At 71.0% G+C, this 20,074-nt stretch carries 22 protein-coding genes and 1 tRNA gene; 13 read left to right on the top strand and 10 right to left on the bottom strand.

What is annotated here, in order from left to right; translation table 11 throughout:
* Positions 1 to 34: 34 nt before the first annotated feature.
* On the top strand, positions 35 to 454 hold the full coding sequence (locus tag DPM19_RS12545; protein ID WP_111866600.1) for an SSI family serine proteinase inhibitor: 420 nt from the start codon (positions 35 to 37) through the stop codon (positions 452 to 454).
* Positions 455 to 473: 19 nt separating this feature from the next.
* Here the strand turns inward: DPM19_RS12545 and DPM19_RS12540 are convergent, their stop codons facing one another.
* Positions 474 to 1,334 carry an Fpg/Nei family DNA glycosylase gene (locus DPM19_RS12540; protein WP_111866597.1) on the bottom strand — a complete coding sequence of 287 codons (861 nt, stop codon included), beginning with the start codon at positions 1,332 to 1,334 and terminating at the stop codon, positions 474 to 476.
* 471 nt (positions 1,335 to 1,805) lie between these two features.
* The gene (locus DPM19_RS12535) at positions 1,806 to 2,585 is read right to left on the bottom strand and encodes a hypothetical protein (protein WP_111866594.1); all 780 of its coding nucleotides are present in this window, start codon (positions 2,583 to 2,585) and stop codon (positions 1,806 to 1,808) included.
* A 233-nt stretch (positions 2,586 to 2,818) separates the two neighbouring features.
* Here DPM19_RS12535 and DPM19_RS12530 point away from each other — a divergent pair, with 233 nt between their 5' ends.
* From DPM19_RS12530 to DPM19_RS12495, 9 genes are all read left to right on the top strand, one after another.
* Complete coding sequence (locus DPM19_RS12530) at positions 2,819 to 3,724, top strand: ABC transporter ATP-binding protein (protein WP_111866592.1); 906 nt, start codon at positions 2,819 to 2,821, stop codon at positions 3,722 to 3,724.
* Entirely contained in the window at positions 3,721 to 4,452 is a 732-nt protein-coding gene (locus tag DPM19_RS12525) for an ABC transporter permease subunit (protein WP_111866589.1), read from the top strand. Before DPM19_RS12530 ends, DPM19_RS12525 begins: the two co-directional genes overlap by 4 nt.
* Before the next feature lie 507 nt (positions 4,453 to 4,959).
* On the top strand, positions 4,960 to 6,156 hold the full coding sequence (locus DPM19_RS12520; protein WP_111866586.1) for a sensor histidine kinase: 1,197 nt from the start codon (positions 4,960 to 4,962) through the stop codon (positions 6,154 to 6,156).
* Between the two features lie 273 nt (positions 6,157 to 6,429).
* Positions 6,430 to 7,080 carry a response regulator gene (locus DPM19_RS12515; protein ID WP_111866584.1) on the top strand — a complete coding sequence of 217 codons (651 nt, stop codon included), beginning with the start codon at positions 6,430 to 6,432 and terminating at the stop codon, positions 7,078 to 7,080.
* Between the two features lie 54 nt (positions 7,081 to 7,134).
* On the top strand, positions 7,135 to 8,118 hold the full coding sequence (locus DPM19_RS12510) for a zinc-binding dehydrogenase (RefSeq protein WP_111866581.1): 984 nt from the start codon (positions 7,135 to 7,137) through the stop codon (positions 8,116 to 8,118).
* A 148-nt stretch (positions 8,119 to 8,266) separates the two neighbouring features.
* A complete protein-coding gene (locus tag DPM19_RS12505) occupies positions 8,267 to 10,597 on the top strand; it encodes a Tex family protein (RefSeq protein WP_111866579.1) in 2,331 nt (776 codons plus the stop codon).
* 187 nt (positions 10,598 to 10,784) lie between these two features.
* Positions 10,785 to 10,904: a DLW-39 family protein gene (locus DPM19_RS36250; protein ID WP_233510083.1), complete on the top strand. Its 120-nt coding sequence runs from the start codon at positions 10,785 to 10,787 to the stop codon at positions 10,902 to 10,904.
* A 48-nt stretch (positions 10,905 to 10,952) separates the two neighbouring features.
* Entirely contained in the window at positions 10,953 to 11,648 is a 696-nt protein-coding gene (locus DPM19_RS12500) for an HAD family hydrolase (RefSeq protein ID WP_111866576.1), read from the top strand.
* A gap of 46 nt (positions 11,649 to 11,694) precedes the next feature.
* A tRNA-Ala gene (locus DPM19_RS12495) sits at positions 11,695 to 11,767 on the top strand.
* A gap of 102 nt (positions 11,768 to 11,869) precedes the next feature.
* Here DPM19_RS12495 and DPM19_RS35685 read toward each other — a convergent pair.
* From DPM19_RS35685 to DPM19_RS12465, 7 genes are all read right to left on the bottom strand, one after another.
* Positions 11,870 to 12,028: a PIN domain-containing protein gene (locus tag DPM19_RS35685; RefSeq protein WP_199485049.1), complete on the bottom strand. Its 159-nt coding sequence runs from the start codon at positions 12,026 to 12,028 to the stop codon at positions 11,870 to 11,872.
* 6 nt (positions 12,029 to 12,034) lie between these two features.
* A complete protein-coding gene (locus DPM19_RS35680; RefSeq protein WP_199485048.1) occupies positions 12,035 to 12,271 on the bottom strand; it encodes a PIN domain-containing protein in 237 nt (78 codons plus the stop codon).
* 539 nt (positions 12,272 to 12,810) lie between these two features.
* On the bottom strand, positions 12,811 to 13,428 hold the full coding sequence (locus DPM19_RS12485) for a nucleotidyl transferase AbiEii/AbiGii toxin family protein (RefSeq protein ID WP_199485047.1): 618 nt from the start codon (positions 13,426 to 13,428) through the stop codon (positions 12,811 to 12,813).
* Between the two features lie 26 nt (positions 13,429 to 13,454).
* A complete protein-coding gene (locus DPM19_RS12480; RefSeq protein ID WP_111866572.1) occupies positions 13,455 to 13,763 on the bottom strand; it encodes a hypothetical protein in 309 nt (102 codons plus the stop codon).
* 163 nt (positions 13,764 to 13,926) lie between these two features.
* Entirely contained in the window at positions 13,927 to 14,256 is a 330-nt protein-coding gene (locus DPM19_RS12475; RefSeq protein WP_111866569.1) for a hypothetical protein, read from the bottom strand.
* A gap of 99 nt (positions 14,257 to 14,355) precedes the next feature.
* Positions 14,356 to 15,777 carry a dihydrolipoyl dehydrogenase family protein gene (locus DPM19_RS12470; RefSeq protein WP_111866567.1) on the bottom strand — a complete coding sequence of 474 codons (1,422 nt, stop codon included), beginning with the start codon at positions 15,775 to 15,777 and terminating at the stop codon, positions 14,356 to 14,358.
* The gene (locus DPM19_RS12465; RefSeq protein WP_111866564.1) at positions 15,774 to 16,355 is read right to left on the bottom strand and encodes a hypothetical protein; all 582 of its coding nucleotides are present in this window, start codon (positions 16,353 to 16,355) and stop codon (positions 15,774 to 15,776) included. The genes DPM19_RS12470 and DPM19_RS12465 overlap by 4 nt, the downstream gene beginning before the upstream one ends.
* Positions 16,356 to 16,465: 110 nt before the next feature.
* On the opposite strand from DPM19_RS12465, the gene DPM19_RS12460 reads away from it, so the two are divergent.
* Positions 16,466 to 17,080, top strand: coding sequence for a TetR/AcrR family transcriptional regulator (locus DPM19_RS12460; protein WP_111866561.1), 615 nt, complete (start codon positions 16,466 to 16,468; stop codon positions 17,078 to 17,080).
* Positions 17,081 to 17,114: 34 nt separating this feature from the next.
* Here the strand turns inward: DPM19_RS12460 and DPM19_RS12455 are convergent, their stop codons facing one another.
* Positions 17,115 to 17,420: a hypothetical protein gene (locus DPM19_RS12455; RefSeq protein ID WP_146778837.1), complete on the bottom strand. Its 306-nt coding sequence runs from the start codon at positions 17,418 to 17,420 to the stop codon at positions 17,115 to 17,117.
* A 250-nt stretch (positions 17,421 to 17,670) separates the two neighbouring features.
* Between DPM19_RS12455 and DPM19_RS12450 the strand changes: the two genes are divergently transcribed.
* Positions 17,671 to 18,126, top strand: a complete 456-nt coding sequence (locus tag DPM19_RS12450; RefSeq protein ID WP_111867434.1) for an ester cyclase — start codon at positions 17,671 to 17,673, stop codon at positions 18,124 to 18,126.
* A gap of 317 nt (positions 18,127 to 18,443) precedes the next feature.
* Positions 18,444 to 19,919, top strand: a complete 1,476-nt coding sequence (locus DPM19_RS12445) for an FAD-binding protein (protein ID WP_111866557.1) — start codon at positions 18,444 to 18,446, stop codon at positions 19,917 to 19,919.
* Positions 19,920 to 20,074 lie beyond the last annotated feature (155 nt).

Below are 20,074 nucleotides of genomic sequence, written 5' to 3'. Positions count from 1 at the left end.
GGAACCCGCTCGGACCCGCCCGCGTCGAATCCGCATGCGGTACCTCTTGTTCGCTCTCACCGCGTCGGCGCTGGTACTGACCGGCTGCGGGGGCGACGACGAGGCCGGCACCAGCCCCACCGCCGTCTCGCCGACCCCCGCCGGCGCCTCGAAGCTCACCGTCCAGGTACGCGAGTCGGCTTCGGCGAAGCCACGGACCTGGACCCTCACCTGCGACCCGGCGGGCGGAGACCATCCCGCCGCAGCCCAGTCGTGTGCGGCGCTGGCCCGGGCCGGGCGGTGGTACGAGCCCGTGCCCCCCAGCCAGATGTGCACGGAGATCTACGGCGGCCCGCAGTCGGCCACCGTGACCGGCACCTGGCGGGGCGAGACCGTCAACGCCTCCTTCAACCGCAAGAACGGCTGCGAGATCAGCCGCTGGTCGAAGATCGCCCCCACGCTGGGCGCCACCTGACCGCAGGACGGGGCCGACGTCACTTGAGCAGGCGTGACATCCGGCGGTCGGCGAGCGGCTTGCCGCCGGTCTGGCAGGTGGGGCAGTACTGCAGGGCGCGGTCGGCGTAGGACACCTCGCGGACGGTGTCGCCGCAGACCGGGCATTTCTGACCGGCCCGGCCGTGCACCCGCAGGCCGATCTTCTTCTCGGCCTTGAGGTCGCCCGCGGCCAGCCCGTGCGAGCGCCCCACCGCGTCGCGCAGGGTCGTCACGATCGCCTGGTGCAGGCCCTCGACCTCGTCCCCGGTCAGAGTGGCGGCGATCTTGAAGGGGGACATCCGGGCGGCGTGCAGCACCTCGTCGGAGTAGGCGTTGCCGATGCCCGCGATCACGCGCTGGTCGCGGAGCAGCCCCTTGATCTGGGTGCGGGCGCCCGCGACGATCTCGGCGAGTGCCGCGGCGGTGAACTCCTCCGACAGCGGGTCGGGGCCCAGCGCGGCGATGCCCGGCACCTCGGCCGGGTCGCGCACCGCGTAGACCGCGAGCCCCTTGCGGGTGCCGGCCTCGGTCAGGTCGAAGCCCGAACCGTCGTCGAGGTGCAGCCGCAGCGCGAGCGGCCCCTTGCGGGGCCGGGCCGGGCCGGTCGGGGGGCCGTCGCGCCAGCGCAGCCAGCCTGCCCGCGCCAGGTGGACGACCAGGTGCAGCCCGTCGGCGTCGAGGTCGAGGAACTTGCCGTGCCGGGCGACGCCGGTCACGGTGAGCCCGCCGAGCGCGGTGATCGGCGGGTCGTAGGTTTTGAGCACGGAGACGGCGATGACATCGAGACCGGCGATGGCGCGGCCGACGGCGCGCTCGCGGAGGAAACCGGCCAGCGCCTCGACTTCGGGAAGCTCGGGCATGCCCCCAGTATCAGCCATCCACACCCCTGTGGATGGCTGTGGAAAACTTTGTGGATGACGGCCTGCGGGCTCGGAAATCCGGGCTGTTCAGGGGGCATATCCCGACAGAAGTGGACAGAATTCCAGTCGTGGATGGCCACACAGCCCTGTGGATAACTTCTTGGCAACAGCCTGATCAAACAGCCCCCGCCACGGCCGTCCCAGGGTCTGCTGATGCGCAGGTTTCCGCAACGACCAGAGCGCCTTCGGAGCGAGGGAGAACTCCACCAGGCCTGACCGTTCGGCCCCTTCGGCACAATCCCCCGGCAACCCGCTCGGATCATCCGACGCCCCCTGGGGGCGGCGGTCCGGCTCGTGGCCCGCTCCGGTCCGGGTGCCCGCCGTGGTTCGGTCGAGCCACCCGGACCGGACCGGTCAGGCCACCGTAGGGCCGGTCGCCGGAACGGAGTGCGTCACCCGGCACCGGTTCCGTCAGGGCGTGGTGAAGTACTGGTGCGGCTGGAAGATGCAGATGTTGGTCTCGCTCTGCACGTTGCTGTCGGTGGTCTCGACGAAGTACGCGTAGTTCTGCCCCGGCTTGAGCTCGGCCTCGATGGTGACCTCGCCCCGGTTCAGCCCGGCGGTCAGGTCCTTGCCGATGTTGCGCTGGACGAAGATGTTGTCCCACCACACGAGCCGCTGGGTGTTGAACTCGGCGATCGAGCCGCCCTCGGAGAGCCGGTAGATGTAGTAGGCGTCGACGTCCTCGAGTTCCTTGAGCGTGGTCCACCCGCTCTTCACGTCCCGCAGCGGGGCGCCCGGCTCCGGCGGGGCGGCCTTCGTCGGATGGTAGGAGTCGAGGATCTTCTGCTTGCCGGCCCGGTAGGCGGACACCAGGGTGCGGGTCGGCTCGTCCCGCTGGGTGCGCGACCGGCTCGCCACCGAGCCGTCCCTGGCGGTGACCTCGATGGTGTAGACGCCCTCCGGCATGAAGCCGGTGGACAGGTTGACCATGTACCAGTACGAGTCGAACACCCGGTCGTGGATCCAGCCGTTGAGGTTGCCCCCGTGGAACTTCTGGTTGGCGAACTCGACCTCGTACCCGCCGGGGCCGCGCGCGACGATCTTCTCGATCAGGTCCGGGGTCGGGGCGCCGGGCGTCGGGAAGAACGAGACCAGGAACTTGTGCTGCTCCTGGGGCAGTCCGCCCTCGAAGTCCCAGAAGACGTTGCAGGCCATGATGTCGTAGATCTTCACTTCGGGCTTGCTCATTGTGACCCTCCCGCAGCTACTGGTTGGACGTTCAGTAAGTACACCGTCCGCTGCGAGCCCCTGCCAGGTCATCGGGTGGATCACCGGTCTCGGCACCCGGCGGCACCGACCTTTTCGGCAACCCCTGCCAACCGGCCTCATACTCCAGAGCCAGCCGGGAAGCCCGCTCCACAGCGGGATGCCCGGCGGCCCGCGGCGTTCCTAACGTGCTCCCCGAACGGAGAGGGGACACGATGATCGAGGTCACGGACCTCACCAAGCGGTACGGGAACACGCTCGCGGTGGACGCGCTGTCGTTCCGGGTCCGGCCGGGCAGCGTGACCGGCTTCCTGGGCCCCAACGGCGCGGGAAAATCCACCACCATCCGAATGATCGTCGGGCTGGACGCGCCGACCACCGGAACCGCCACGGTCGGCGGCCGGGACTACCGCACGCTCCCCGAGCCGCTGCGCGCCGTCGGCACGCTACTGGACGCCGGAGCGATGCACGGCGGCCGGCGGGCCCGCGACCACCTGCGCTGGCTGGCGCACTCCAACGGCATCCCGGCGCGCCGGGTCGGCGAGGTCCTGGACCTGACCGGCCTCACCGCCGCCGCGGGCCGCCGGGCCGGGGAGTTCTCCCTCGGCATGCGGCAGCGGCTGGGCATCGCGGCGGCACTGCTCGGCGACCCCGCGGTGCTGATCCTGGACGAACCGGTGAACGGCCTGGACACCGAGGGCATCCGCTGGGTCCGCGGCCTGCTCCGGGACCTGGCCGCCGAGGGCCGGACGGTCTTCCTGTCAAGCCACCTGATGAGCGAGATGGAGCAGACCGCCGACCGGCTGATCGTGATCGGCCGGGGCCGGCTGCTCGCCGACACGGGGATGCGGGAGTTCATCGAACGCCACTCGGGCGAGCGGTGCCGCGTCCGCAGCCCCGAACAGGTACGGCTCGGCGGCCTGCTCGCCGCCCGGGGCGCCGACGTCCGGCCCGACACCGGCGGGCTCCGGGCGGGCGGCCTGCCCGCCGCGGAGATCGGCGCAATCGCCGCCGCGCACGGAATCGTGCTGCACGAGCTGACGCCGCTGCTGTCCTCCCTGGAGGAGGTCTACACGCGGATGACGGAGACCGCGGTCGAGTACCGGGGGAGGGCCGCATGAGGAAGGTGCTGCACGCCGAGTGGACCAAGGCCCGCACGGTGCGGTCCACGACGCTGACCCCGCTGGTGATGGCGCTGCTCACCCCGGCCCTGGCGGTGTTCGTCGGACTCACCGGCAGCCTGCACCCCACCGACAGCGTGTTCGCCGGCAGCCTGACCGGTTCCGTCCCCGCCCAGATCACCGCGGGGATCTTCGGGGTGCTGGTCGTCTCGGGCGAGTACGGCACCCGGATGATCGACGTCACCTTCGCCGCCTGCCCGCGGCGCGGCCGGGTCCTGCTGGCCAAGGCCCTGCTCGCGGCGGCGGTGACCTTCGTGATCGGCCTGGCCTCCTGCGCGGCCGCCTACGGGCTGGGCACGCTGCTCCTGGCCGACCGGCCCCAGGGGGAGCCGATGCCCGCCCTGGCCGGCGTCGCGCTGTGCTTCGCCGCCGCCACGCTGCTGGGGCTGGCGCTGGGCGCCCTGCTGCGCCACTCGGCCGGGGCGATCACCGCGGTCATCGGGCTGATGCTGGTGCCGTCCCTGTTCGGCCCGCTCTTCGGCGACCTCCAGCGGTGGATCACGGGAGCCGCCCCACCGGCCCCGCTGCAGAAGCTGATCGGGATCTCCGACGCCTCCGCGGCGGCCACCGGCAGCCTGGGCGGATGGCCATCCCTGGCTCTGCTGCTGGCTTACAGCCTGCTCGCGCTGGCCGCCGCCGTCCTGGTGGTGCGCCGGCGTGATGCTTGAGCCTGTGGCGAAGGCCGGGCCGGTGCCTGGACCTGGAACAGAGGTCTGGAACGGAGGTTCCGCGCCGCTGGACGGATGGGGCTGGTGCGACGCCGAGACCGATGGCTGGGGGTGCGCCGGTGCGGCAACCGAGTCCGCGGCGGATGTTTCGTGCGGCGAGGCGCGATGGTGCGGCGGCCCAGCGGGTGCGCCAGTACGGCGTCCGAGTCCGCGGCGGAGGTTCCGTGCGGCGAGGCGCGATGGTGCGGCGGCCCGGCGTCCGAGTCCGCGGCGGAGGTTCCGTGCGGCTGGGTGTGGTGGGACCTGGCGGGTGCGCCGGTACGGCGGCCGGGCCCGAGACGGGGGCTCCGTGCGGTGGGACGGCGGTGGACCTGGTGGGTGCGTCCGCGTGACGTCCGAGCCCACAATGGGGGTGCACGGCCCGGACCCGGCGGATCGGTCCGGGTGGGCGGCAGGGACGCCCGAGGCTCTGCCGGAGGCGCACGGCGCCGGGGGTGATCTTTGAACATGGACCGGAGCTGGATGCGGCGGATCCGCGCCGACCTGGCGCCCGGTGCGGGCACCCCGCTGCTGCCGACCCGGCTGGGCTGGCTGCCGCACGCGCTGGCCGGGCTGTACGGGGTGTTCCTGGCCGGGTTCTCCTGGCACACGCTGATCGAGGACTTCGGCGTGCCCAACCCGCTGGCCGGGGCGCTGAGCGTCGCCCAGGCGCTGGCGCTGCCGCTCTGCCTGTACTGGCCGATGTCCGGCTGGTGGTTGTCGCTGGCGGTGGGCATGGCGATCTCGCTGGCCGGCGGGACGCTCTGGCCCGGCCCGGCGTTCGCCGTGCACCTCAACGTCCTCGCGCTGGCCGGCGCCCGGGTCCGGCCGCGGGTGCTGGTGGAGATGTGGGTGCTGACCCTGGCGACCGGGTTCGGGGTGGCGTTCGTGGTGCCCGGCCGCGAGGCCATCGTGACGATGCCGCTGCTGGCCGGGGCGGTGCTGGCGGTGGTCGGAGCGCTGCGCGGGCGGAGCGAGGCGCTGCGCCGGCTGGCCCGGGCCGAGCGGCTGCGCGGCGAGGAACGCGACCGCCTCGTCCTGCTGGAGGAGCGCGCCCGGATCGCCCGCGAGCTGCACGACGTGGTGGCGCACCACATGTCCGTGATCGCCGTCCAGGCCGAGGCGGCGCCGTACCGGGTGGCCGACCCTCCCCCGGAACTCGTCCGCGGCTTCGAGACCATCCGGGGTGGCGCGCTGGCGGCGATGACCGAGCTGCACCGGGTGCTGGGCCTGCTGCGCGACGAGTCGGGGACGGCGGAGCCGGTACCGCAACCCACCCTGGACCACCTGCCCGAGCTGGTGACGGGGGTGCGGGAGGCCGGGCTGCCGGTGGCGCTCGCGGTCTCGGGCGACCCCCGCCCGCTGCCGCCGGGGGTGGCCCTGTCGGCGTACCGGATCGTCCAGGAGGCGCTGAGCAACGTGCTGCGGCACGCGCCGGGCGCCGAGGTCCGCGTCGAGATCGACCATCTCGGTGACCGGCTGGAGCTGCGGGTGGCCAACGGGCCGTCCCCCGCCGGAGCCCCCGGCTCCCCGCCCGGCCACGGCCTGCTGGGGATGCGGGAGCGGGCCGCGATGCTGGGCGGCTCGCTGCGCACCGGTCCCCTGCCGGACGGCGGCTACGAGGTCGCCGCCGTGCTCCCCGGCGCCGGGGAGGAGGCACCATGACGGCGACACCCCGGGTGGGGCCACCCCATCCGCCCTTCGGGGAGCGGAGGGAAATCAACGCCGTCCGGGTAGCGGCGGCGCCACCCGGACGGCGTGCGTTCAGCGGCCGAGGCCCTTGTCCAGCCCGGCCCGGCGCAGGGCGGCGGGAGGCGGCATCATGACAGCGGCACCCTGGGCAGAGCCACCTCATCCGCCTTTCAGGGGCCTGGCGGGAGGCGGCTTCATGACGGTGGGCCCATCCCGCGAACGGCCCGATCAGGAAGGCGGGGCACGGTGACCGTCCGGGTGCTGCTCGCCGACGACCAGGAGATGGTGCGGGAGGGCTTCTCCGTCCTGCTGAACGCCCAGCCCGACATCGACGTGGTGGGGGAGGCCGCCGACGGGCGGGAGGCGGTGGACCTGGTCGACTCGCTCGCCCCGGACGTGGTGCTGATGGACGTCCGGATGCCGGTGCTCGACGGGCTCGCGGCCACCCGGCTGGTCGCCGACCGGACCAAGGTGGTGGTGCTCACCACCTTCGACCTGGACGAGTACGTGTACGAGGCGCTGCGGGCGGGGGCGTCGGGGTTCCTGCTCAAGAGCGCTTCGGCCCGGGCGCTGGCCGAGGCCGTCCGGGTGGTGGCGGCCGGCGAGGCCCTGCTGGCGCCCTCGGTGACCCGGCGGCTGATCGCCGAGTTCGCCCGGCAGGGCTCGGCCGGGCGTCCGACCGGGCGGCGGGTCGCGCAGCTCACCGAGCGGGAGACCGAGGTGATCGTCCTGGTCGCCAGGGGCCTGTCCAACACGGAGATCGCCGCCGAGCTGGTGATCGCCGAGCAGACGGTGAAGACCCACGTGAGCAGCATCCTCACCAAGCTCGGCCTGCGCGACCGCACCCAGGCCGCGGTCTTCGCCTACGAGAACGCCCTCATCCGTCCCGGCAGTTGACCTCAAGCCGGGTCGAGGTTGCAGCCTGGGCTCAGCCGTTCAAGAGGAGTGGGCATGCACGCCATCAGGCAGTACGAGTTCGGGCCGGCCGAGAACCTGCGGTACGAGAAGGTCGAGGACCCCGCCCCCGGGCCGGGGCAGGTGCGGATCGAGGTGCGCGCGGCCGGGATCCACCTGCTGGACACGTTCATCCGGGCGGGCGAGCAGGGCGGGCCGTTCCCGCGGCCGGACCTGCCGATGACCCCCGGCCGCGAGGTCGCCGGGGTGGTGGACGCGGTCGGCGACGGCGTGTCCGGGGACTGGCTGGGGCGGCGGGTGGTCGCCCACCTGGGCGCGGCCAGCGGCGGGTACGCCGAACTGGCGGTGGCGAACGAGTCCGCGCTGCACGCCCTGCCGGACGGGCTGGCCGAGGACGCCGCCGTCGCGATGATCGGCACCGGGCGCACCACGGCGGCCATCATGGCCCTGTCCCGGATCGAGCCGTCGGACGTGGTGCTGGTGACCGCGGCGGCCGGTGGGATCGGCAGCCTGGCCGTCCAGGAGAGCCGCGCGATCGGCGCCACCGTCGTCGGGCTGGCCGGCGGCGCCGCCAAGGTCGAGGCCGTCCGGGCGCTGGGCGCCGACGTGGCCGTCGACTACACCCAGGCCGGCTGGCCCGAGGCCGTCCGGGACGCGCTCGGCGACCGCACGCCGACCGTGGCGCTGGACGGGGTGGGCGGCGCGGCCGGGCACGCCGCCATGAAGCTGCTCGGGCCGGGCGGCAGGCTGATGATCTTCGGCTGGTCCTCGGGGGAGGCCACGGAGGTCACCACCGCCGACCTCCTCGCCGGCGGCCTCACCGCCTCGGTCATCGTCGGGCCGCAGATCCTCAAGCTGCTGGGCGGCCTGCGCCCGCTGGAGGAGCGGGCGCTGGCGGCGGCGGCCGAGGGCCGCTGGATCCCGCAGGTGGCGTCGCGCTTCCCGCTCGCCGAGGCCGCCGCGGCCCACCTCGCCCTGGAGAACCGGGCCACCACCGGCAAGGTCATCCTCATTCCCTGATCTTTGGTTCCACGTGGAACTTCCCCGGCCGAGGCCACGACCGTCTCACTCGCAGGGCAAGATGGGCCCCGCCCTGCCGGGCGGCGCGACAAGCGGGCCAGGTCCCGCGACAATGCAGCCCGTTGGCCCATCGAGAAGGCGGAAGATCGTGACGACGTCCATTCAGCAGCGGATCGCCGAGGAGATCGGCGTACGGGAACGGCAGGTCCAGGCGGCCGTCGACCTGCTCGACGGTGGCGCGACGGTGCCGTTCATCGCCCGGTACCGCAAGGAGGTGACCGGCACGCTCGACGACGCCCAGCTGCGCACGATCGAGGACCGGCTGCGCTACCTGCGGGAGCTGGAGGAACGCCGCACGGCGGTCCTGGAGTCGATCGAGTCGCAGGGCAAGCTCGACGACGCGCTGCGCGAGCAGATCATGGCGGCCGACTCCAAGGCCCGGCTGGAGGACATCTACCTCCCCTACAAGCCCAAGCGTCGCACCAAGGCGCAGATCGCCCGGGAGGCGGGGCTGGAGCCGCTGGCCGACGCGCTGCTCGCCGACCCCGGGCTCGTCCCGGAGACCGCCGCGGCCGGCTACGTCGGCGAGGGAGTCGCCGACGCGGCCGCGGCGCTGGCCGGGGCACGGGCGATCCTGGTCGAGCGGTTCGCCGAGGACGCCGACCTGATCGGGACGCTGCGCGAGCAGATGTGGTCGCGCGGCCGCCTGGTCGCCCGGGTCCGCGAGGGCAAGGAGGCCGACGGCGCCAAGTTCTCCGACTACTTCGACTTCGCCGAGCCGTTCACCAAGCTGCCCTCGCACCGCGTCCTGGCGATGTTCCGCGGCGAGAAGGAGGAGATCCTCGACCTCACCATGGAGCCGGACGCGGAGCCCGTCGAGGGTCCCACCGACTACGAGGCGCGCATCGCCCGGCGGTTCGACATCGCCGACCGGGGCCGTCCGGGCGACCGCTGGCTGGCCGACACCGTGCGGTGGGCCTGGCGCACCCGGGTCCTGGTGCACCTGGGCATCGACCTGCGGATGCGGCTGTGGCAGGCGGCCGAGGACGAGGCCGTGCGGGTCTTCGCCGCCAACCTGCGCGACCTGCTGCTCGCCGCGCCGGCCGGCACCCGCTCCACCATGGGCTTGGACCCGGGGCTGCGCACCGGGGTCAAGGTCGCGGTGGTGGACGCGACCGGCAAAGTGGTCGCCACCGACACCATCTACCCGCATGAGCCCCGGCGGAAGTGGGACGAGTCCATCGCCACGCTGGAGAAGCTGGCCCGCACGCACGGCGTGGAACTGGTCGCCATCGGCAACGGCACCGCCTCGCGCGAGACCGACAAGCTCGCCGGCGACCTGATCAAACGCCACCCCGACCTCGGCCTCACCAAGATCGTCGTCTCCGAGGCGGGCGCCTCGGTCTACTCCGCCTCGCCGTACGCGTCCCAGGAACTGCCCGGCCTGGACGTCTCGCTGCGCGGCGCGGTGTCCATCGCCCGGCGGCTCCAGGACCCGCTGGCCGAACTGGTCAAGATCGACCCCAAGTCCATCGGGGTCGGCCAGTACCAGCACGACCTGGCCGAGACCAAGCTGTCGCGCTCGCTGGACGCCGTGGTCGAAGACTGTGTGAACGCGGTCGGCGTCGACGTGAACACCGCCTCCGCGCCGCTGCTCACCCGGGTGTCGGGCATCGGCGAAGGGCTGGCCGAGAACATCGTGGCGCACCGCGACGCGCACGGCCCGTTCCGCACCCGCAGAGCGCTGCGCGAGGTGTCCCGGCTGGGCCCGAAGGCGTTCGAGCAGTGCGCCGGCTTCCTGCGCATCCCGGGCGGCGACGACCCGCTGGACTCCTCCAGCGTGCACCCGGAGGCGTACCCGGTGGTGCACCGCATCCTCAAGGCCACCGGCACGGAGATCAAGTCGCTGATCGGCAACGGTTCGATGCTGCGCGGGCTGCGGCCCGCCGACTTCGTCGACGACACCTTCGGGCTGCCGACCGTCACCGACATCCTGAGCGAACTCGACAAGCCCGGTCGCGACCCCCGGCCCGCGTTCAAGACCGCCACCTTCGCGGACGGGGTGGAGAAGCTGTCCGACCTGCTGCCCGGCATGGTCCTCGAAGGCGTCGTCACCAACGTCGCGGCGTTCGGTGCCTTCGTGGACGTGGGCGTCCACCAGGACGGGCTGGTGCACGTCTCGGCGATGTCCAAGAACTTCGTGAAGGACCCCCGCGACGTGGTCAAGCCCGGCGACATCGTGAAGGTGAAGGTGCTGGACGTCGACATCCCGCGCAAACGCATCTCGCTGACGCTGCGGCTCGACGACGAGGCCGACCGCAAGCAGCCCGACACCGGACGCGAGCGGCGGCCCCGGGATGGTGGCGGTGGCGGCGGCGGTCGGGGGCGGCCCCGCCCCGAGCGGTCCGCACCGTCCGGCGGCGGCGCGATGGCCGACGCCCTGCGCCGGGCCGGGCTGGACAAGGGCCTCGGCCGCTGAACGCACGCCGTCCGGGTGGCGCCGGCGCTACCCGGACGGCGTTAATTTCCCTGCTGGGATAGGTATCCGGTCGGTATGTACTGACTCCGGGCGGCCGGTTGCTAGGCTGCGGAAGGGCCCGGGAAGGGGGCGCGCGGCGCCGCATCCCGGGTAGGAGACTGCACAGTCGAGGTGAAGGGGTTCCAGCATGAAGAAGCTGCTTGTTCTCGGAGTCGTGGCGCTCGGCGGCTTCATGGTCTGGCGCCGGCTGCAGCAGGACCGGGCCGAGCTCGACCTGTGGACCGAGGCCACCTCCTCCGACAGCTGACACGCCGGTAACGCGCGGAGGCGAGAGCGGATCGAGGGAGGCCTCGGCGTGACCGAAGCGGAGCGAATCACGCTCGCCTGCCTCGATCTCGCCGGCACCACCGTCTCCGATTCCGACCTCGCCGAAACGGCGTTCAACGAGGCACTCGGCTCCCTCGGCATCGTCGCGGGCACCGCCGCCCACGATCGCGCGATGGCCCACATCCGCGAATCGCGCGGCCACTCGAAGATCGAGGTCTTCCGGCGGCTCTTCCCCGCGGACGAGGCCCGGGCCAGAGCCGCGAACCTGTCGTTCGAGCAGTCCTACGACGCGGCCGTCGACCGGTTCGGCCTCACTCCCGTCCCCGGCGCCGAGAGCACCCTGGAAAGGCTCGCCGGTGCCGGGGTACGCGTGTGCGTGATCACCGGTCTGAGCCGCCGCAACCTCGGCCGGGTGCTCGACACCCTCGACTGGTGGGACCGCGTCGATCTCGCCCTGTGCCCGGAGGACGGCGGCCGCGGCCGCCCCTGGCCCGACCTCGTCCTGACCGCCGCCCTCAAGTTCCGGGTCGACGACGTGCGGCACATCGCCGTCTGCGGCGACACCGCCGCCGACATGCTGGCCGGCCGCCGCGCCGGCGCCTCCCTGGTCGTCGGCGTCCTCACCGGCGCCCACCCCCGCGACCTCCTCCACCAGGCCGGCGCCACCCACGTCGTCGACAGCATCGCCGACCTGCCCCTGCCGACCCCCGCCCTACCCCACTGACCCCCCACCGCCGGTAGGCTGTCCACGCAACGCCCACATCGGGCGAGGGGCCTTAGCTCAGTTGGCAGAGCACCGGCTTTGCAAGCCGGGTGTCGGGGGTTCGAATCCCCCAGGCTCCACCCACCCGAAACCCAGGTCGGGAACCGGTTTCTGACCTGGGCATTCAGCGCCTGAGACCCCTGACCGTGCTGAGGAGTTCGCGAGTCGGCAGGCCCGGAGGGTCATTCGGTGATGAGCGTCAGGCCCTCGTGTTCGGCGAAGTCGGTGAAGTCCTTGACGTTGCGGGTCGCCAGCGGGAGCCCGTACGACAGGGCGCACGCAGCGATCCACGAATCGTTGGCCGGACGGGGACGGCCACGGCGGATGGCGGCGGCCGACATGCGGCCTCAGGTGGTCGCCACGTCGTCGGTGTAGGGCAGGACGATCACGCCATCTAGCCAGTAGCCGAGTGCTTCACGGTTGCGCCGACCCCACTGGCGGAGTTCGGCCCACTGGGTCAGCTCTCCCAACGTCACGAACGTGATACACGGCTGCTTGCCGATCAGCTTCGCCAGAATCGCCGGAGGCAGCCGGCGCTTGAGGCTCAGCGACGCGAAATCGGTGTCGAGGACAACGCGTTCCATCAGAGTTCAGGCTAGATCAGCCCGACGCGAGGCGGCGACATGAGCAAGAAAAGCGTCAAGTTCTTCGTCAGTGTCGAAGACGCCATCTTGCGCCAGGTCGTCAGCTGATCTGATCGGCTGGACGCTCTTACGTCGGGCCAACTCGTCCAGTGATACTGGGCCGTCCGCTGGGGGTTCCATCGCATAGTGTGCACTGCTCGTTGTCATCGTCACCCCCGTAGCTGTCCTCGATCAACATCTCCAAATATACCTAGGTGTACCTGGGTTGACCTAGCTGTAGGACTCAAGTGGACTGGAGTCAGGGCCAGACATGAAGGACGCCTCGGGCCGCGCGTACGTTGCGTGCCCGTTGGCACTTCAGCGTCCTGAAGTTGCTCTCGCTGTAGGGGTTGTCGTTGGAGACGTGCGGACGGGATGCGATTCCCAAGCTGATAGCGCGGGTTCGATTCCCGTCACCCGCTCCACACCGAAGGCCCAGGCTAGGACACGATCTCAACCCGGGCCTTGATCATTTCTGGGATGCTCGTGCCGTTGGGCCATTAGCGGGCGATCTCGGCTGCCCAGGCTTTGAAGCGCTGGCGGAGTTCGTGAGTGCGGATTGGTGAGAGGCCGTGAACTGTGAACGCCTGGTCGGGAAGCCGGTCGAGGGCGTTGAGGGCGAGCAGGAACATGTCCGGCTCGAAACCCGGGTCCGCAGTGGTGGCGAGACGCAGTAGATCCTGGGTGGTGTAGCGGCCGCTGCGGAGGATCGCCTCGACGTCGACGAAGTCACGTACCTCTGCCCTGCCGTACAGGGCGGCGACCTTGTTGCCCACCGCGTCGTCAGGATGGAGAACGGGGCCGACTGCCAGCGTGACGGGAGCATGTGCGCGCCAGTCGATGCCCAGTTCCACCTTCACCGACCGGCCATCCGGCGAGGTGAGCAGCAACCGGACGAAACCGTCTCCTGCCAGGGCCGTCTCAACGCCGAACCCCTCCCTGCGGTAGGCGTCGATCGCAGCGGTGACCGCCTCTTGGAACTGGGTTCTGGCCTCGTTCACGGTGAAGAGGTCGACGTCCTCGGACATCCGGTCGAGGAAGCCGTGCGCTTGGACGGCGTACCCGCCGGCGAGCGCGAACCCGTACTCACCGGTCGCGGCGAGACCGATGCGCGTCACCCGTTCGTGGAGAGGGTCCATCCCGGCTACGCGGCTGCGGCGAGGACCGGGAAACGACTCTCCCAGAGTCGACGCACCTGCACCGGCAGATAGAGCCGACCCCAGCAGGCGGCGAGGACCCGGGCATTGAGGTAGGTGGCGAGATCTTCCTGCGAGGACGCCTCACGGATCACCCGCTCATACATCAAACCCAACTGAGCCGGATCGTCCAGGTCATAGACATGCTGCTCCGACCAGTCGAGACGACGAGGCAACTCGACGACACCGGAGACCGGCCCCACCAACAGGGCCAGGTCCTCCGGCAACGCGTAAGTCCGGCTGTCCGCGTACCGCATACACCCAGTGTGCCCCACCCCTCAGCTCCACACAGCTACGCCAAGCCCGGTCCTCACCTGCCTCGGTAACAGCAGCCCCGGACGAGCGTGGACGGATCTGGACGGCATCAGTGGGCCGACGGCAGGTCAGCGGACGGATGCGCCGGACGAGGACGACGAAGGCTCATTCGTTCTGACCGCTTGAGGTCGCCCATCGCTGGATGCGTCCCAGATGGCGGGTGGCGCGCCTGATGCCGAACACGCCGATGGCCACGGCCAGGGCCCCGAACGTGAGCATGTACGGTGCCTGTTCCGCTCGGTCGTGTCGCTCTCGCACGAGGTCGTCGTAGTCGCGGGGGCCGTAACCGGTGAAGCACGTGTACGGGCCGTCCTGGGACATCACCTTGTCACCGCACTTGATCGGGCGGTGGGCCGCATGGAGGTTCTGGGCACCGACGAACATCACGATCGGCCCGACCGCGATCAGCGCGCCGAAGATCGGCCACAGCAGCAATGCCGCGATCGCTCGCGGGCGGCCGCCGGGGGGTGCGGGAGGGCGGGACACGATCACACCCCCTGGCGGGCAACGTCGGTTACCGGGACGCTACCGGTGTCAGGCCGGCCGGCCGTAGGTCTCCAGGAGTCTCAGCCAGATCTCGCTGATGGTGGGGTACGCGGGGACGGCGTGCCAGAGCCGGTCGATCGTGACCTCACCGACGATCGCGATGGTCGCCGCGTGCAGGAGTTCGGCGACGTCCTGGCCGACGAAGGTCGCGCCGACGATCACACCCCGGTCCTCGTCGACGACGAGCTTGGCGTGACCGGTGTACCCGTCGGCGTGGAGCTGGGCTCCGGCGACCTGGCCGAGGTCGTACTCGACGGCCCGGATGTTGAGTCCCCTGTCGCGGGCGCGGGATTCGGTGAGCCCGACGCTGGCGATCTCCGGGTCGGTGAACACCACGTGGGGCACGGCCAGGTGGTCCGCTGAGGCCGCGTGCCGGCCCCACGGCCCGGCGGAGACGGGTGATCCGTGCAGTCGCGCGGCGATCGCCTCGCCCGCGGCGCGCGCCTGGTACTTGCCCTGGTGGGTGAGCAGCGCGCGGCCGTTGACGTCCCCTACGGCGTAGAGCCAGTCGGTGCCGTCGACGAGCATCGTCTCGTCCACCCGCAGTTCCGCGGCGGGGTCGAGGCCGATCGTCTCGAGGCCGAGGTCGCCGGTGTTCGGCCGGCGCCCGGTGGAGACCAGGAGTTCTTCGGCCCGGAGCGTGGTGCCGTCGGCCAGGACGACGCTGACGATCCGGTCGGCGTCGCGGTCGATCCGTGCGGGTGTGACGCCCAGGCGCACGTCGACCCCCTCGCCGGTCAGGGCGGCGGCGAGGTGCTCTCCGACGAAGGGCTCCTCGTGGCTGAGCAGTCCGGCGCGGGACAGCAGGGTGACGCGCGAGCCGAGGGACGCGAACGCGAGGGCGAGTTCGGTGCCGGCGACCCCGCCGCCGATGACGATGAGCCGCGGCGGGACGTGCCCGGCGGCGGTCGCCTCGCGGGTGCCCCAGGGCTCGGCGGCCGCGAGGCCGGGGACCTTGGGCAGGGTCGGAACGGAGCCTGTCGCCAGGGCGACCGCCCGCGCCGAGTAGGCACGGTCACCGACCTGGATCTCGCCCGGGCCGGAGAGGCGACCGTGGCCGCGGATCAGGTCGATGCCCGCGGAGTCGAGCCAGGAGACCTGCCCGTCGTCCTTCCACTGAGAGGTGAACGACGATCGCCGGGCGAGGACCGCGGAGGCGTCGATGGTCCCCTCGACCGCCTCGCGGGCGCCGGCGACCCGGCGGGCCGCCTGGATCGCGTGTCCGCTGCGCAGGAGTGCCTTGGAGGGCATGCACGCCCAGTACGAGCATTCGCCGCCGACGAGCTCGGATTCGACGATCGCCGCGCGTACCCCGCGTTTGGCCGCGTAGTCGGCGACGTTCTCGCCGGCCGGGCCGGCGCCCACCACGATCAGGTCATAGTCGAACTCGCGTTCCTCGGTGCCCGTCATGATGCCTTTCGCAGCAGCACACTCAACCGGATGGCGGAGATCAGGAAGAATATCCCGCCGAGGAGGGCGTAACCGCCGACTCCGGCGATGTCGTCGGCGCCCCGGAGCCCCTGGGCCAGGAACGCGGCCCCGGCCAGGGCCGACATGCCGCCGCTCAGCATCTGCGGCACCTGGCCGCCGGAACGCCGCTGCCGCACGGCGGCGAGGAGCTGGGGAATCCCGGAACCCACGGCCCACGCGCCCCAGACCGCGAGAGCGGCGGCGATGGAGACCGTCGATGCCCAGCCGAGTGCGATGGCCACGACGACGCTGACCACCACGTTGATCCGCTCCGCGACCTGTGCGCCGGGTGCGCGCTGTTTCGACCGTAGCTGCCAGAAGACGGCGGCCGCGTCGAAGAGCGGATAGCTGACGAGGAGGGCGGTCAGCAGCGGCCCCTCGGTGGTCGAGGCCGGGAACAGGAGCGCCGCCCAGACGGCGGCGAAGGCGAAGCGGACGAAGTACAGGCGGCGCAGTGCCGCGCTGAACGGCGCCGGCGAACTCGAGGTCGAGACAGCGGCGTACCGGGTTTCGGTCATCACTATTCCCTTCATGTGTTGCGAAGTAGAGTTACTAGTTCGTCTACATCAGCGACTCTAGACTGATCGCAGTGCTGGTGCAACCAGCCCGACCAGGACGGGAGCAGGACATGCACGCCGAGATCACCGAACCGGTGACGCGCACCTCATCGGGGTCCGCCACGAGAGCGCGCATTCTCGCCGCCGCGAACGAGCTGTTCTACGCCCAGGGCATACGCGCCACGAGCGCCGACCGCATCATCGAGCAGGTCGGCATCACGAAGGTCACCTTCTACCGCCACTTCCGCACCAAGAGCGAGCTCGTGGTCGCGTACCTGGCGGAGCAGGCGGTCGCGGAGCGGGAGTGGATGGAGAGCGTGCGTCGCCAGGGCGACCCCATGGGGTCACTTCGCGCGCTCGCCACCGACATAGGCTCCGCGAGTTGCCGTCCGGGATTCCGGGGGTGCGCGTTCATCAACGCGGCGGCGGAGTTCACCGATCCCGACGACCCGGTCCGGGGGGCCGTCGACGCGCACCGCCGGTGGATGCTCGACGAATTCGCCGACATCGCCACTGAGGCTGGGGCGAACGATGCCGATTCCACCGCGAGGCAGCTGATGATCCTGCGAGACGGCGCGATGGTGAACGGCTACCTCGGCGAACCGTCGTCCCTGGCCGACTCCCTCGCAGCCGCGTTCACCTCGATCATCACGACGGCGGCGTCCGCGCCAGGACGGAGAGGCTGACGGTGGCCACGCGGTTCGCGCCGCCGCCCTGCCGTCAGCGTGCGAGTGCGACGATCTCATCCACCGTGGCCAGCGGGACCATCAGCGCGATGTCCCAGGTCTCGTCATCAGATCCGATCAAGATCGCTACTTGCTCGTCTTCGGCGATGGCCCAGAACACCGGAGCGCCCGCGCAGAGCCCCGCCTTCAGCGACATCCGCTCATCCCAGTCCGCGGCCCGGATCCCGCTCAACCGGGCGAGGTCGGCCAGGGAGGCCCAGATGTTCAACTCCCACGCATCGGCTTGCAGCTTCAGGACGGGGACCGGATCCGCATCCTTTTCCAGCGACACATCGATCATCCGGGGATACTCGCACACAGCACGCGATCAAGGGCGGTGTGCGGCCCGCTCGCAGCACCGCCACGAAGCCCACGTCCCGCGGCGTTTTCTTGGTATATGCGTAACGTCGCCATAGCCGGTGGCTGAATCTTCGCCGGATAGCTTAGAAGTTTGATAGCCGAGTTCGATCAGGCGCTGACCAGGCGCTGGGGCAGTGCCCTCTTGGCCCATCGGGACATTGGCCGCCCCCGACACCAGCGAGGCGTATCCCATGTCTAATTTCTGGGATCTCAAGCACAAGCTTGGCGAGGCGATTAACGCTCATGACATTCAAGGAGTGCTCGACTGCTACAGCCCGGATGCCGTCTATGTGGCGCCGACAGGCATAGCGGAAGGGCACGAGCAGATCGCCTGGTTCTACGAACAGTGGTTCCAGGGCTTCCCGGACCTTCACTTCACGCCATGGTTCGAGCTCGGCGACGTGGACAACCCCGCGGTCACGGAATGGACGACGACCGGGACACACACCGGACCCTTCCTGCTCCCGGACGGGCGTGTTCTCGAAGGCACGGGTCGTCGTATTACCTTTCGCTCCACCTGCTCCACTTTCGTCGAGGACGGCAAAATCAAAACGCACCGGGAATACTTCGACCAGCTGGAGGTGTACAGCCAGCTCGGTTTCGGCTTGAAGGAACTCGATCCCGGTGAGGCGCTGTCGTCGGCCTGAGCGCCCGGCGGCCGGCCTGGATCCCTCGGATGAACCTCACCGACGCGACCGCCGCCGACGGCGACGAGGGCGAGTACCGGCGTGCCGGGCGGCCACCGGATTGAAGTGCCTCTGACAATTAATTGACGGATATATGATTGATTTAACGAATGCTCGATTGTGTCGGGCGTTCCGGGCTGGTTACGGTGCGATGGATTGCGGAATGGGCCGCATTGATCGTGCTGAAAGGAGTTCACCATGCCCGGGACGCGCGCCGACGAGCTGCGCTACCGCCTGACGCAGGTCGACCTGGCCGAGGAAGCCCTCCGGGGGGCGAAATGACCGGCCACCGCGAATCTCCCGGCGAAGTCGCGTCCGCCACCGCGGTCGTGGGCTTCGATCCGATCGAACGCAGCTGGGTCACGGAGGCGGCGCCGGCCCCGTCGTTCGCCGACGCGCCCGCGCTAGACGGTGAGCTCGCGGTCGACGAGGCGTCCCGGGAGGCGGTCGCCACCGACCTGGGCAACATCGCCCACCACAGGCCGGGCGCGGTGCTCCGCCCGCGCTCGGCGCGCGACATCGCCGCGATGATCCGCTTCTGCGGGGCGCACCGCATCGCGGTGTCGACCCGAGGCCAGGCGCACACCACCCACGGCCAGGGGCTCTCCGGCGGGCTGGTCATCGAGAACCGGCACCTCGATCGCATCCACTCGCTCGGCCCGGACGCCGCCGAAGTGGACGCCGGGATCAGCTGGATGGACCTGACCAGGGCCGCCTACGAGCGGTCGCCCAGGCTGACCCCGCCGGTGCTCACCGGCTACACCGGCCTGACCGTGGGCGGGACGCTCTCCGTGGGCGGCATCGGCGGCCTGGTCGGCGGCCTGGACACCGGGCTGCAGGTCGACCACGTGCGCGAACTGGAGGTGGTCACCGGGACCGGGGCCATCGAGCGCTGCTCCCGCGACGACAAGCCCGACCTGTTCGAGGCGGTGCTCGGCGGGCTCGGCCAGTGCGGCGTCATCACCAGGGCGACCATCGAGCTCGTCCCCGCCAGGCAGCGCGCCCGCACCTACGCGCTGCTGCACACCGACAACGCCGCGTTCTTCCGCGACTTCCGCACGCTCGTCGACCGCCCTGGCGTCGATCACGTCTACGCCGAGCTGTTCCCGCCCGACGCCACGCAGACCTACAAGCTGTACGCGACGGCCTTCTACGACCCGCCCGCACCCCCCGACGACCTGGCGATCACCGGTGGCCTGGCCGTCGAGCCGACCATCGAGGACACCCCCTACCTGGACTACGTGTTCTCGATCGACGAGGGCATCGACACGCTGCGGGAGACGGTGAACTGGGATCGGCTCGTCAAGCCGTGGTTCGACGTGTGGCTGCCGGGCTCCACCATCGAGGACTACCTCGCCGAGATCGTGCCGACGCTGACTCCGCGCGACATCGGGTCCTACGGGGCCAGCCTGATCTACCCGCAACGGCGCGAACACCTCACCAGGCCCTGCCCCCGGTTGCCCGAACCGGACGGGTCACCGTGGGCGTTCGTCCTGGACATCAACACCGTTTCCGAGACCCCGGGCCCCGCCCCGGAGTTCGTCGCGGAGATGCTCGCCCGCAACGAGCGGATGTTCGCCCGCGTCCGCGAGTCCTACGGCGGGGTGCTCTACCCGATCGGTTCGGTGCCGTTCACGGCGCGGGACTGGCGGGCCCACTACGGCGACAGGTGGCCGGCCTTCCGAGCGGCGAAGGACCGCTACGACCCCGACGCCGTGCTCACGCCCGGCCCCGGCGTCTTCGACCCGGGGTGACCTCGATCGCTCTTCTCCGCGCGATGACCGGCGGGCCGCAGCACACGGCATTTCCGGACCTATCACCACAAAATAGATACCCTAGGTAACGAATAAGAAACTTCGAGTAACCATCCCCTGGTGGGGCGCGTCTACCTCACGAGCACACCAACGAA

Source organism: Actinomadura craniellae (assembly GCF_003289645.1).
In the GTDB taxonomy this organism is placed as follows: domain Bacteria; phylum Actinomycetota; class Actinomycetes; order Streptosporangiales; family Streptosporangiaceae; genus Actinomadura_D; species Actinomadura_D craniellae.
This window is presented reverse-complemented; position numbering and strand designations above follow the sequence as displayed.

Coding starts and splice junctions, on each gene's coding strand:
- DPM19_RS12545 (WP_111866600.1), top strand. CDS start 35: ATGCGGTACCTCTTGTTCGCTCTCACCGCGTCGGCGCTGGTACTGACC.
- DPM19_RS12540 (WP_111866597.1), bottom strand. CDS start 1,334: ATGCCCGAGCTTCCCGAAGTCGAGGCGCTGGCCGGTTTCCTCCGCGAG.
- DPM19_RS12535 (WP_111866594.1), bottom strand. CDS start 2,585: ATGAGCAAGCCCGAAGTGAAGATCTACGACATCATGGCCTGCAACGTC.
- DPM19_RS12530 (WP_111866592.1), top strand. CDS start 2,819: ATGATCGAGGTCACGGACCTCACCAAGCGGTACGGGAACACGCTCGCG.
- DPM19_RS12525 (WP_111866589.1), top strand. CDS start 3,721: ATGAGGAAGGTGCTGCACGCCGAGTGGACCAAGGCCCGCACGGTGCGG.
- DPM19_RS12520 (WP_111866586.1), top strand. CDS start 4,960: ATGGACCGGAGCTGGATGCGGCGGATCCGCGCCGACCTGGCGCCCGGT.
- DPM19_RS12510 (WP_111866581.1), top strand. CDS start 7,135: ATGCACGCCATCAGGCAGTACGAGTTCGGGCCGGCCGAGAACCTGCGG.
- DPM19_RS36250 (WP_233510083.1), top strand. CDS start 10,785: ATGAAGAAGCTGCTTGTTCTCGGAGTCGTGGCGCTCGGCGGCTTCATG.
- DPM19_RS35685 (WP_199485049.1), bottom strand. CDS start 12,028: ATGTCGGCCGCCGCCATCCGCCGTGGCCGTCCCCGTCCGGCCAACGAT.
- DPM19_RS35680 (WP_199485048.1), bottom strand. CDS start 12,271: ATGGAACGCGTTGTCCTCGACACCGATTTCGCGTCGCTGAGCCTCAAG.
- DPM19_RS12480 (WP_111866572.1), bottom strand. CDS start 13,763: ATGCGGTACGCGGACAGCCGGACTTACGCGTTGCCGGAGGACCTGGCC.
- DPM19_RS12470 (WP_111866567.1), bottom strand. CDS start 15,777: ATGACGGGCACCGAGGAACGCGAGTTCGACTATGACCTGATCGTGGTG.
- DPM19_RS12465 (WP_111866564.1), bottom strand. CDS start 16,355: ATGACCGAAACCCGGTACGCCGCTGTCTCGACCTCGAGTTCGCCGGCG.
- DPM19_RS12460 (WP_111866561.1), top strand. CDS start 16,466: ATGCACGCCGAGATCACCGAACCGGTGACGCGCACCTCATCGGGGTCC.
- DPM19_RS12455 (WP_146778837.1), bottom strand. CDS start 17,420: ATGATCGATGTGTCGCTGGAAAAGGATGCGGATCCGGTCCCCGTCCTG.
- DPM19_RS12450 (WP_111867434.1), top strand. CDS start 17,671: ATGTCTAATTTCTGGGATCTCAAGCACAAGCTTGGCGAGGCGATTAAC.
- DPM19_RS12445 (WP_111866557.1), top strand. CDS start 18,444: ATGACCGGCCACCGCGAATCTCCCGGCGAAGTCGCGTCCGCCACCGCG.